This window comes from Bacteroidales bacterium (genome assembly GCA_018334875.1).
Lineage (GTDB): Bacteria > Bacteroidota > Bacteroidia > Bacteroidales > UBA12077 > JAGXLC01.
Genome location: JAGXLC010000065.1, coordinates 1 through 12350 on the forward strand (window position 1 = coordinate 1; position 12350 = coordinate 12350).

Sequence of the window (12350 nt, forward strand, 5' to 3'; positions counted from 1 at the left end):
CTAAATAAATGAAATAGCACCCGCTCTGAATTGAATCTTATTACAAATCATAAGATTCATTAATTTCAGGTTATTATTCTTATATTAGCATGTTTTTAGAAGGGGGCTATGGCCAGCAAAGAAGCGAAAATAACAAGAAGAAGACTCCGAAGTTCCTATATGACCTCGGTAATAAGCATTGCCATGGTTCTGTTCTTATTGGGAATTCTGGGATTGCTGGTTCTTAATGCCCAAAAAATATCGGAGTACGTAAAGGAAAACATCGGATTTTCAATCATTCTGAAGGAGGGAGTAAAAGAAGTAGAAATCATTCGCCTGCAAAAAATGCTGGATACCAAACAGTATGTGAAATCAACCCAATACGTAACCAAAGAGGAAGCCGCACGGGAACTTAAGAAAGAACTCGGGGAGGATTTTGTAGATTTCCTGGGGTATAATCCCCTCCTGGCATCTATCGACGTGCATTTGCATGCAGAATATGCAAACCCTGAGGGCATTGATGATATCAAACAGGATTTGCAGCAATACGATGAAATTAAGGAAGTATACTATCAGAAATCCTTAGTAGATCTCATTAATCAGAACATACAGAAAATCGGACTAATAATACTGATCTTCAGCGGATTCCTGTTTCTTATCGCCCTAACCTTAATTCATAATACCATTCGCCTGTCGATTTATTCCAAGCGTTTTATTATTAATACCATGCAACTGGTAGGTGCCACCAGAGGATTTATACGAAGGCCATTTATTTTCAGGGGCATTCTGCATGGTATATATGGCTCCCTTATTGCTATGGGGTTCTTGTTTGGGGTAATCTATTTATTGCAGGACGAATTCTCCAATATAATCAGCCTGCAGGATGTGGAGGTTGTCTCTATGCTCTTTGCCGGCGTTTTTCTCATGGGGATTTTAATTAGCTGGATTTCCACATACATTGCAGTCAATAAATATTTAAAAATTAATCCCGATAGATTATATTACTAATAAAAGAGTGGAGTTATGGCCAAGAAAAAGAAGACAGAACGAGAGAACCAACTGGTTTTTACCAGGGAGAATTATAAGCTGTTAATCATTGGAGCAGTTATTATTGTTATTGGATTTGTGCTGATGGCTGGGGGTAAGGCAGAAAGTCCGGATCAGTTTAACCCGGAAATTTTTAGTTTCCGGCGGATAACATTGGCGCCCCTGCTTGTTCTTTTTGGCTTTGCATTTGAAATCTATGCAATCATGAAAAAGCCAAAGACAAGCAAAGAAGATCAATCATCTTAAAAACTGCCAATGTGAATGAACTGGATTGAATCGATTATCCTGGGCATTGTTCAGGGACTTACCGAATTTTTACCTGTAAGCAGCAGTGGCCATCTGGAGATCGGCAAGGTACTTCTATCTTCCGATGTTCAGATGAGCCTGACCTTTACGGTAATTGTCCATGGCGCTACGGTACTCAGTACCATTGTGGTTTTCAGGAAAGATATCTACGGGCTGATCAGGGATTTATTCCGTTTTGAGTGGAACGATTCCACCGTTTACATCAGCAAGCTTGTTTTCTCAATGATCCCCGTGGTTATTATAGGATTGTGGTTTGAAGAAGAGGTTGAACAGTTCTTTACCGGAAATATGGTATTTGTTGGTTTCATGTTGTTGATAACAGCCACTCTTTTGATCTTTTCCTACTATTTCCGTTCAAAAACGAAAAATATTTCCTTTCTGCATGCGTTTATTATTGGAATTGCCCAGTCCCTTGCTGTACTACCGGGAATCTCACGTTCCGGGGCTACCATTTCTACCGGTTTGATGCTTGGAAGTAAAAGGGAAGAAGTAACCCGGTTTTCCTTTTTAATGGTATTGTTGCCCATAATAGGTGCAAATATCAAAGACCTGATGGATCAGGATTTATCTGCAACCGGAGATATAAGCTTTTTGCCACTCATCCTGGGTTTTATTGCTGCATTTGTCTCGGGGTTATTCGCATGTAAGTGGATGATCAAAATTGTGAACCGCGGGAAACTGATTTATTTTGCCTTTTATTGCATTGCAATCGGTTTGGCCGCCATTCTTCTTGGATAAAAACAAAGGCCTATGATGAATAATGAATTGAGAGATCTTGAGGATCTCATTGAGGGAAGGATATTGTTATTTGATAAACCTTTGTTCTGGACATCATTCGATCTGGTAAAGAAAGTGAAAGCCATTATTGAGAAAAACATTCGCCATAAATATAATATACGCAGGCGCGTTAAGGTGGGTCATGCAGGTACATTAGATCCGCTGGCCGAGGGATTGATGGTTCTGGGCACCGGCAAAAAGACTAAGGAACTGGAGTCGATTCAGTCTGGTAATAAGGAATATATTACTACATTGGAATTTGGAAAAACCACCCCTTCTTTTGATCTTGAAACAATGTTTGATCATGAATATACGTTATATGATGTGTCCAGGGATAAATTAAAAAATGTATTGACTCAATTTACCGGAGAGATAGATCAGGTCCCGCCCCGGTATTCAGCCAAAAGTGTTCATGGAAAACGGGCATACAAGTCTGCACGTAGTGGGGAGAAAGTAGAACTTGCTCCCGGCAGGGTCAATATAGAAGAGATTGAAATCTTGCATTATGAATGGCCGGTAGTCACCATAAGGGTAAATTGTAGCAAAGGCACTTACATCAGAGCATTGGCCAGGGATATTGGCCATGAGTTGAAGGTAGGCGCGCATATTATTGGATTAAAACGCATACGAATAAAAAACTACCATTTACAAGATGCTTTTTCCATAAAAAAATTTGAAAACAAAATATCATTTTTTGTAACAAATTAGGAATTATTACGTATAAGGGGGCCAAAATGTCGAATCATATAAACATTAGGAATTAATGAAATTATCGCAGTTTAAGTATAATTTACCGGAAGAATTAATTGCACTTTATCCTGCAAAGAACAGGGATGAATCAAGGCTAATGGTATTGCACAGAAATTCCGGCAAAATAGAACATCGTATTTTTAAAGATATAGTGGAATATTTCAACGAGCATGATGTGATTGTGCTGAACAACACCAAAGTATTTCCTGCTCGTTTATATGGCAGAAAAGAAAAAACAGGGGCAAAAATTGAGGTTTTTCTCCTGAGAGAATTAAATAAAGAACAGCGTCTCTGGGACGTTTTGGTAGATCCGGCCCGAAAAATCCGGATTGGTAATAAACTTTATTTTGGCAATGATGAAAGTGATGAAACCTTGGTTGCTGAAGTCATAGATAATACTACATCCAGGGGAAGAACATTGCGGTTTTTGTTTGACGGAAAATATGAAGAATTCAAGAAAACACTCTATAAACTGGGTGAAACACCGCTTCCCAAGTTTATAAAACGCGAAGTGGAGCCCGAAGATTCAGAGCGATATCAAACCCTTTTTGCCAAGCACGAAGGAGCGGTTGCAGCCCCTACAGCCGGATTGCATTTCAGCCGCGAACTGATAAAAAGGCTTGAGATTGTAGGGGTAGATTTTGCCGAAGTCACTCTTCATGTGGGCCTGGGCAATTTCAACAGTGTGGATGTGGAAGATCTGACCAAACATAAAATGGATTCGGAAAAAATATACATTTCCGAAGAAGCTACTTCAAAGATCAATCGTGCGAAAGACAACAAAAGGAATGTTTGCGCTGTTGGTACCACGGTATTGAGGACCCTGGAGTCATCTGTCTCAACTACTTTAAGAGTCAAACCGTATGAAGGATGGACCAATAAGTTCATTTTTCCACCTTATAAGGTTAAGATATCCAATATGATGATTTCCAATTTTCACCTGCCTGTGTCCATCCCGTTAATGATGGTTTCAGCATTCGGAGGCTATAAGCAAATATTTGATGCATACAATGAAGCCATTAAGGAAAAATACAGGTTTGGCACTTATGGAGATGCCATGCTGATCCTCGATGATTAATCAAACAGAAACGATGGATTCACTGGTGCCTGAAATGGAATTTTCCCGGGGCTTCTTATTCAGAGGTAACATACATATTCATTGATGCAACGATTGGTATTTCTCCGATATGGTTTTTATATCCTGTTCAATGAAGCGCCGGTAGGCTGGATTTCTAAAAACAGCAGCCGGATGGTAGGTAGCCATGATCAGTCTGCCGTAATCCTTCCACCATTGTCCCCTAAGCTCGGTTATTTTTTCGCTTGAGCCTGTAAATGACTTTAGGGCGGTGGCACCCAGCAATACCAGTATCCCGGGATCAATCAGGGCAATTTGTTTTTGCAGGTAGGGAAAACAAGTTTCTGCTTCTTTTTTTCCCGGTATACGGTTCCCGGGTGGCCTGCATTTGACAATGTTACTGATAAAAACGTTTTCTTCCCTGGATAATCCTTGGTTTTCAAGTAGTTCATCAAGCAGCTTCCCCGCTCTTCCTACAAAAGGTTTGCCCGCTTCATCTTCCTTAGCCCCAGGCGCTTCTCCGATAAAGAATATCGGAGCATCATAGGGGCCTTCTCCAAAAACGCTATGTATCCTGCCATTATGCAACGGACACTGTGTGCAGCTTAACACCTGCTCTTTGATCTCATCCAGTCGCTTTCTGTTGTTTTTCTGCATGCAATGGTTTTAATTGGGATTATTTGGAAATATGGGTGCAAATAAAAATAATAAAAAAAAGAGAGAGCCGACACAGCCCTCTCTTATTATCTCTTCTATTAACTTCCAATGAACCCCTAGTTTCAATCGACGGTCATTGTTTCAGGGAGTAGTATTTGAATCCCACCACAGTTAATTCTTTGTCTTGTTCCTGAAGGTACTCTCTCACCGTTTTTTTGCTGTCCCTTATGAACTCCTGGTTTAGAAGGGTATTCTCTTTCATATATTTTTCAACCTTCCCCTGGGCAATCCTGTCGAGAATGTGTTCGGGTTTGCCTTCAGCCTGGGCCTGCTTTTTACCGATTTCATATTCTTTATCCACAACATCCTGGGGTACCGAATCCTTATCAACGGCAACCGGGTCCATAGCTGCTACCTGCATGACTATATCTTTTGCCACCTGCTGGTCTGTATTTTCCTTGTTCAACCCCACCAGGGCAGCCAGTTTGTTATCCATGTGGATGTATGCCGTAACCTTAGGTGCTTCAATATGATCGTAATGGGACAATTGGAGTTTCTCTCCGATGATACCGGTATAGTAATTGATGTTCTCTTCAATACTTTTTCCGTCTACCTGAAGTTGTTTAAGTTCATCAAGGTTATCGGGCTGTTTCTCAACAGCAGTATCTATGATTTGAGTAGCCAGTTTGACGAAATCATCGTTTTTGCCAACAAAATCGGTCTCACAGTTCAGGGAAATAATGAAACCTTTCTTCTGATCCGGGGTGGTTTTAGCAAAGACTACACCTTCCGAAGCTTCCCGTTCTGATCGTTTCTTTGCCACAGCCTGACCTTTTTCGCGAATAATTTCTATTGCCTTTTCAAAATCGCCATCGGCTTCGGTCAGAGCCTTTTTACAATCCATCATCCCGGCTCCGGTTTGTTTTCTTAGTTTATTTACATCAGCTGCAGTAATATTGGACATTTTGTTTAATATAATTTAAGTAGTTTAACTTCTATTGATTGTTTTCTTCCGATTGATTGTTTTTTTGTTCTTCTGCTTGCCCGGTCTGTTTGCTTTCCCCCTGCGATGATTCAGCTTTACCGGTCTCGGCATTTTCGGAGCTCACTTCTGTGGAATCACCGGCTTCGGGATTCTCAGCACCGGCATTGGCTGCTTCGTTGGATTTTGGCTCTTTGGCTTCTCCTTTTTTAGCAGATTCCTTTCTTGCCTTGCTGGCTTTACGGGCTCTGGTTTTCTTTCTCTCTCCAGCCTCTTCTTTGCCTTCTTTTTTGGCGCCTTTCTTTTCCCTTGCTTCCTGCCCTTCTTTTTCCTTTTCCCGTTTTCCTTCTTCCAATCCTTCCATAATGGCTTCAGCGGTCTTGCCCACAGTATAAGCAATAGATTTTGAAGCGTCATCATTGGCCGGAATGGGGAAGTCCACCTCCTGTGGATCAGAATTGGTATCCACCATGGCGAATATAGGTATATTCAGTTTCTGGGCTTCCCGCACAGCGATGTGCTCTTTGGTAACATCCACAATAAAAATGGCCGCCGGAGGACGATCCATATTGGAGATGCTTCCGAATGTCTTTTCCAGTTTGGCTCTTTGCCGCTGAATCTGCAATCGCTCTCTTTTAGCCAATTTATCATAAGTACCATCGGAAAATCGCTTATCGATGGTGGCCATTTTCTTAATGGTGCGCTTAATTGTAGGGAAATTGGTAAGCATACCGCCCGGCCAGCGCTCGGTAACATAAGGCATACCAGTAGGCTTTACCTTTTCGGCGACGATTTCCTTCGCCTGCTTTTTGGTAGCTACAAACAATATATTTCTGCCGGATTTGGCGATTTGTTTGAGGGCATTGAGCGCTTCGTTAAGCTTTACGGTGGTCTTTTGCAGATCTATCACGTGGATCCCGTTTCTTTCCATAAAGATATACGGGGCCATCTTGGGATTCCACTTTCTTTTCAGGTGCCCGAAATGTACACCTGCTTCCAGTAATTCATCAAATGTTGCTTCAGTCATGATTTATTGTTTTAACGTTTACATTCTGTTTTAACAATTGCCGGGTAGTCCCTGTTAATGGAAGTCCCGGCAATTTAGATACTAAACGGAAATTATATGAATAATTATCGTTTACTGAACTGAGTCTTCTTACGTGCCTTGGGCCGTCCAGGCTTTTTACGTTCAACGGCACGGGCATCACGGGTTAATAAATTATAGGGCTTTAGGATGCTTCTGTATTCCTCGTTTGATTCAACCAGAGCCCGTCCTAATGCCAACTTTAAGGCTTCTGCCTGTCCTTTGACACCGCCTCCTTTAACATTCACCTTGATGTCGTAATTTCCCATACCTTCAATCACCTGTAGCGGATGCTCAACAATAGATCTGAGATGAGCCGTGGGGAAGTGTTCCTTGTAATCCTTACCGTTAACACTAATGTTTCCTTTGCCTTCCGATAAATAAACACGCGCTACGGATTCTTTTCTTCTGCCTATGGTATTGACTCTTTCCATGTTGCTTATCTAATTTCTTTTACATTGATTTTTCTTGGTTGCTGTGCTTCATGAGGATGTTCTTCACCAGGGTAAACAAATAAGTGGTTCTTTAGTTTATTGCCCAGCTTATTTTTAGGCAACATGCCCTGTACAGACTTTTCGATAATTTTCGCGGGATCTTTCTCCATGAGATCCTTTGGAGTTCTGGTACGCTTTCCCCCGGGATATCCGCTGTAATGAACATATTCTTTGTCTGTCCACTTCTTTCCGGTTAACCGAATATGTTCGGCATTAACCACAATGACTTTATCACCGCAGTCAACATGCGGGGTATAGCTGGGCTTGTGTTTGCCCCTGATGATCTTAGCCACCTGTGAGGCCAGCCTGCCCAATACTTCGTTCTTTGCATCCACCAGGATCCATTCCTTCTTTACATCCTTCTGTCTGACGGAAACAGTTTTGTAACTATTCGTATCCACTTTATTATGTTTTTAGTTCCTAATCAATTACAATTCACTAACCTTTTTAGCGGGATGCAAAAATAATATTCTTTTTAGAAAATTAACAACATTTTCAACAAATAATTTGTGTTTACAATCTTATTCGGTCCGATTGTCCGCAACCCTGTAAAATTAACCCTACCAACCTTACGTTTCCATTTATCGCAGATTTTTCCTTTTTTTGTATTACAGACAGAAACATCATGGAAAACTACTAAGTGAATACGATGAGTCATAAAGAATATATCAGGGAAGCCATCCGCCTTTCAGAAAAAAATATGGAAGAAGGGGGTGGTCCTTTTGGCGCGGTAATCGTGAAAGACAATAAGATCATTGCCAAAGCAGGCAATACGGTTACACCCGCCAATGATCCTACAGCACATGCCGAAATCAATGCAATACGCCGGGCCGCCGAATATTTGAATAACTTTGACCTGAACGGATGTATGATTTATTCCTCATGTGAGCCCTGTCCGATGTGCCTGGGGGCTATCTACTGGGCCCGCCTGGACGGGATCTATTTTGCCGCCGGTAACGCGGATGCCAGGTATGCCGGATTTGATGATTCTTTTATATACGAAGAAATACGAAAACCTTTTGAGCGGAGAAGCATTCAAACTATCCAAATGCTTAGGGATGAAGCATTTGAGGTTCTGGAGAAATGGAAACAGAAAGAAGATAAAATCCAATATTAAAGCAAACCGGATTGATGCCACTAAAGAGACTGGGAAGAAATTTTTATACTCAGGATGCATTGGATATAGCAGGCGAAATACTGGGAAAACCGCTTATTGTCAGGCAAGGGGATGATCAATATCGCCATGCCATCACAGAGATAGAGATATACAGGGGCACGGAGGATAAAGGCTGCCATGTAAGCAGAGGCCGGACCAAAAGAAATGAGATCATGTTTGATCGGGGTGGATTGCTTTATGTATACCTGATCTACGGGATGCACTGGATGCTCAATATAGTGACCGGTAATACCGAAGAACCCCAGGCGCTTTTGATCAGGGGACTGGAGCATATCAACGGGCCGGGCCGCCTGACCAAAGCCCTGGGCATCGACCGCAGCTTTCACGGTGAAGACCTGGTAACTTCACCCAGGATATGGATAGAAGATATTTCCGTCAACAACCGCGAGATCATCCGAAAACCCCGGGTAGGTATCGATTACGCCGGAGATTACTGGAAAAACATGCCCTGGCGTTATGTGCTGCAAAACCGTAAACCAGGTTGAATCCCGCTCCTATTGGTCTTAGGCTGGTATGCCTGGTTAACCTCATACAGTCAACCGGAACCAATATCAGTCCTAAACCGGAATTACTTATTCTTCCTTCGGTGCTCCAGTTTGGTAAGAAACACATCCGTATTCAGCAGCAAGTAAATCCCAAATCCGTAATCCAGTTGACGGCTTCGGGGGCTCCAGTAGGTATCGAAATTGACGATGAAATGCAGATCTCTATATTTCCGGGTGTATCTCAACTTTCCGGTAAGAAACTCCCGTTCCCTATCAAGCAGACGTTCTTTTCTGATAGAATAGGTTTGATACATGGGATTGCCTGCAAATGAAAGAAACCGTCTTGCCTTCCACCAGGAAAACTGAAGCTGGAGATTTTGCATATCAAGGGAAAAGGTTGATAGCCAACCATGGCCCTTTTCAATCTCCCGGTTGCTTACCGGCGAAAGATCCCTGTACCCCACATACAGGTTTTTCCACCCAACAGCAGTCAGGTAGCGGGAATGCAGATCAAGCTGAAAATCGGGACCCGCTGCAAAGTTGGAATATGTGGTAACAGGTTTTCCTGAATTGTCGATTTGCCCTCCCTTGTGCTGTATAAGAACCTGCAACGGAAGATCAACAGTGAAATCCTTCTGTTTCCCATAAAGCGGCAATCCGGAGGAAATACCTGTGTCAAATATCTCGCGGGCATCATCGCCCGGTGTGATGAAATTTTTCCAGTTCACCCATATATCAGCTTGAATAAATGACTTATCAAGCAAAAACTGAAAACCGTTCTCAATATGCTCATCCAGAAATCTTTCATAATGATACAACGGGTCAATGAGGTTGTGATGATGGGTGCTCCTTATTGAGCCCATTCGCAGATCAACTCCCTCAGATAGTTGATGCTCCAAATAAAACACCGGCTTTATCTTATTAAAACCATGTTCGCCCGAGTATTTCAAAAAATGCACCCCACCTGCAAGGCGGGTATTGCCCGAAAGGTTCCAGAAAAGGGTGGGAGTAAGAAAATAGCCGATTTTAGAATAACCGGCCACATAATCATTGGAATATTCATTATTTTTAAAAAAATTTGTGTTGTCGATGGAAAGAAAGACGGAGTGGGTATCCCGGGGTTGGAGGGGATCAGGATTATAATCCGCGGGCAGGTTCTGTGCGACGTTCCTTAATGGCATAACGGAGATAATCAGAAGCAATATGATCAAGCGCATAAATTCATTCATTTGAGTTTTTAAAGATAAAAATTTATTGTTTATTTAGCCTGCCCTTAAAACAAAACTCCGAAGATAAAAAAGTTTGAAAACCAACAAGAAATGAAATCCTATAAATTTTACAATCAACTGCTTGGATGGATCAGCTTTGCCATTGCCGCCGTGGTATATCTTTCCACCATTGAGCCGACAGCCAGCTTTTGGGACTGCGGTGAGTTTATCACATCAGCATGGAAGCTTGAAGTGGGCCATCCTCCCGGAGCACCCTTTTTTATGCTTCTCGGCCGGTTCTTTACCCTTTTCGGAGGAAAAGCCGAAAATGCAGCCGTAATGATGAACAGTTTATCCGCTCTGGCCAGTGCCTTTACGATCATGTTTCTGTTCTGGACCATTACCCACCTGGCATCAAAAATCCTGATAAAAGACGAAAAAAGTTATACCTTTTCAAACACCATCGCCATCCTGGGAAGCGGCTTTCTGGGGGCTATGGTTTTCACCTTTACTGACACTTTCTGGTTTTCGGCCGTGGAAGCAGAGGTTTATGCCACCTCTTCCCTTTTCACGGCGATTGTATTTTGGGCCATACTCAAATGGGAGAATGAAGCCCATAAACCCCATTCCAACCGTTGGATCATCCTGATAGCTTACCTGATGGGCCTGTCCATTGGCGTTCACCTGTTGAACCTTCTTGCCATTCCGGCTATTGTACTGGTTTATTATTTTAAAAAATATAAACCCACCATACGGGGAACATTGGGTTTATTGCTGATTTCATTTGTCATACTGAGTGCAATGGTATATGTACTGGTACCCGGAATAGTAAAGGTAGCTACCGTGTTTGAATTGTTGTTTGTAAACGGTTTTGGCCTGCCTTTCAATTCAGGCGTGATATTTTATATCGTATTGATTATCGGATTGATCACCTTCGGCCTTTATTACACCCATAAATACAGAAAATACGTTCTCAATACTATTCTTCTCGGGCTTACCGTTATACTGATCGGGTATTCTTCCTATGCTACCGTCATGATTCGCTCTATTGCCGACCCTCCAATGGATCAGAACGATCCGGAGAACATATTCAACCTGCTGAGCTACTTGAACAGGGAGCAATATGGCGACCGGCCCCTGTTTTACGGGCACTATTACAATGCTCCCGTTGAGGAGCGAAAACAGGGAGCCCCGGTATATGATCAGGTTAACGGGAAGTATGAAGTAGTGGATTATAAAACCAAAATGGTATACGATTCCCGGTTCACCGGGTTTTTCCCCAGGATGTACAGCACACAGTCGCAACATGTGAACGATTACCACTCGTGGGTAGATATAAGCGGAAAGAGGGTTACGGTAAGAAATTCTCAAGGTGAACAGGAACAGAGAACAGTGCCCAGCGTTGGTGACAACCTGGAGTTTTTCTTCAAATACCAGGTGGGCCATATGTATCTGAGGTATTTCATGTGGAATTTTTCCGGCAGACAAAACGACATTCAGGGGCACGGCGATGTGAAGCGGGGGAACTGGATCTCCGGAATTCCCTTTATTGACAATTCAAGGCTGGGACCACAGGATCAATTGCCCGATTATTTAAAGAACAATCCCGCCAACAACAAGTATTATATGCTGCCTTTTATTCTTGGCGTGATCGGCCTTTGGTATCAGGGCAAGAGAAACAGCAAGGGCTTTGGAGTGGTATTGATCTTGTTCCTGTTTACAGGCATCGCCATTGTGTATTACCTGAATCAGTATCCCCATCAACCGCGCGAACGGGATTACGCCTTTGCTGGCTCTTTCTATGCCTACGCCATCTGGATCGGGCTTAGCGTGCTGGCAGTTTGGGATTACCTTAGACAACACATCCCCGTACGTGCAAGCGCCATAATCAGCTCGCTGATCCTTCTGCCTGTTCCCTTGTTAATGGCTTCGGAAAACTGGGATGATCACGACCGTTCCGGGAGATATACCACCCGCGATTTTGCTTACAATTATCTGAACTCATGCCGTAAAAATGGGATATTATTTACCAATGGAGACAACGATACTTTCCCTTTATGGTATGCACAGGAAGTCGAGGGCATTCGAACAGATGTGCGCGTGGCCAACCTGAGCTACCTCCGGGCTGGCTGGTACCTGGAACAGATGACCCGTAAAGCATATGAATCGGATCCGCTGCCCTTCACCCATACCAGTGACCAGCTTGGGAAAGGCTCCCGGGACGTTTTGCCCATTTACAACAGAATAGAAGACAGGGTTTCAATTAAAAAAGTGATCGATTTTGTCGCCAATGAAAATGAGCGGACCAAAGTTCAGTCTCCCTTTAACA

14 protein-coding genes are annotated in these 12350 nt (G+C 42.8%); 8 read left to right on the plus strand and 6 right to left on the minus strand.

Translation table 11 applies throughout. The annotated features are described in order from the left end of the window. Nucleotides 1–108: 108 nt before the first annotated feature. The 5 genes from KGY70_07640 to queA are packed head-to-tail and all read left to right on the plus strand — an operon-like array spanning nucleotide 109 to nucleotide 3937. Nucleotides 109–987: a permease-like cell division protein FtsX gene (locus tag KGY70_07640; GenBank protein ID MBS3775041.1), complete on the plus strand. Its 879-nt coding sequence runs from the start codon at nucleotides 109–111 to the stop codon at nucleotides 985–987. A 15-nt stretch (nucleotides 988–1002) separates the two neighbouring features. Next, a complete protein-coding gene (locus KGY70_07645) occupies nucleotides 1003–1272 on the plus strand; it encodes a DUF3098 domain-containing protein (protein ID MBS3775042.1) in 270 nt (89 codons plus the stop codon). A gap of 15 nt (nucleotides 1273–1287) precedes the next feature. Next, nucleotides 1288–2070, plus strand: a complete 783-nt coding sequence (locus tag KGY70_07650) for an undecaprenyl-diphosphate phosphatase (GenBank protein ID MBS3775043.1) — start codon at nucleotides 1288–1290, stop codon at nucleotides 2068–2070. Nucleotides 2071–2085: 15 nt separating this feature from the next. Then, nucleotides 2086–2817: a tRNA pseudouridine(55) synthase TruB gene (gene truB / locus KGY70_07655; protein MBS3775044.1), complete on the plus strand. Its 732-nt coding sequence runs from the start codon at nucleotides 2086–2088 to the stop codon at nucleotides 2815–2817. Nucleotides 2818–2872: 55 nt separating this feature from the next. Then, nucleotides 2873–3937, plus strand: coding sequence for a tRNA preQ1(34) S-adenosylmethionine ribosyltransferase-isomerase QueA (gene queA / locus KGY70_07660; GenBank protein MBS3775045.1), 1065 nt, complete (start codon nucleotides 2873–2875; stop codon nucleotides 3935–3937). 78 nt (nucleotides 3938–4015) lie between these two features. On the opposite strand, the gene KGY70_07665 is transcribed toward queA, so the two are convergent. The 5 genes from KGY70_07665 to rplM all read right to left on the minus strand — a co-directional run bounded on the left by KGY70_07665 (nucleotide 4016) and on the right by rplM (nucleotide 7552). Continuing rightward, on the minus strand, nucleotides 4016–4591 hold the full coding sequence (locus KGY70_07665; GenBank protein MBS3775046.1) for a uracil-DNA glycosylase: 576 nt from the start codon (nucleotides 4589–4591) through the stop codon (nucleotides 4016–4018). A gap of 133 nt (nucleotides 4592–4724) precedes the next feature. Further along, nucleotides 4725–5555 carry an elongation factor Ts gene (locus KGY70_07670; protein ID MBS3775047.1) on the minus strand — a complete coding sequence of 277 codons (831 nt, stop codon included), beginning with the start codon at nucleotides 5553–5555 and terminating at the stop codon, nucleotides 4725–4727. Between the two features lie 31 nt (nucleotides 5556–5586). Next, complete coding sequence (gene rpsB / locus KGY70_07675; GenBank protein ID MBS3775048.1) at nucleotides 5587–6600, minus strand: 30S ribosomal protein S2; 1014 nt, start codon at nucleotides 6598–6600, stop codon at nucleotides 5587–5589. Nucleotides 6601–6704: 104 nt separating this feature from the next. Next, a complete protein-coding gene (rpsI, locus tag KGY70_07680; GenBank protein MBS3775049.1) occupies nucleotides 6705–7091 on the minus strand; it encodes a 30S ribosomal protein S9 in 387 nt (128 codons plus the stop codon). A gap of 5 nt (nucleotides 7092–7096) precedes the next feature. Then, nucleotides 7097–7552 (minus strand): 50S ribosomal protein L13, encoded by a 456-nt coding sequence (gene rplM / locus KGY70_07685; protein ID MBS3775050.1) that lies wholly within the window; start codon nucleotides 7550–7552, stop codon nucleotides 7097–7099. Nucleotides 7553–7800: 248 nt separating this feature from the next. On the opposite strand from rplM, the gene KGY70_07690 reads away from it, so the two are divergent. Together KGY70_07690 and KGY70_07695 are read left to right on the plus strand one after the other, a co-directional pair. After that, nucleotides 7801–8268 (plus strand): nucleoside deaminase, encoded by a 468-nt coding sequence (locus tag KGY70_07690; GenBank protein MBS3775051.1) that lies wholly within the window; start codon nucleotides 7801–7803, stop codon nucleotides 8266–8268. Nucleotides 8269–8282: 14 nt separating this feature from the next. Continuing rightward, a complete protein-coding gene (locus KGY70_07695) occupies nucleotides 8283–8813 on the plus strand; it encodes a DNA-3-methyladenine glycosylase (protein ID MBS3775052.1) in 531 nt (176 codons plus the stop codon). A gap of 83 nt (nucleotides 8814–8896) precedes the next feature. Here KGY70_07695 and KGY70_07700 read toward each other — a convergent pair whose 3' ends face one another. After that, nucleotides 8897–10030 carry a hypothetical protein gene (locus KGY70_07700; protein ID MBS3775053.1) on the minus strand — a complete coding sequence of 378 codons (1134 nt, stop codon included), beginning with the start codon at nucleotides 10028–10030 and terminating at the stop codon, nucleotides 8897–8899. Nucleotides 10031–10132: 102 nt separating this feature from the next. On the opposite strand from KGY70_07700, the gene KGY70_07705 reads away from it, so the two are divergent. Next, nucleotides 10133–12350: DUF2723 domain-containing protein (locus KGY70_07705; GenBank protein MBS3775054.1), on the plus strand; the 2218-nt coding region annotated here is incomplete at its 3' end.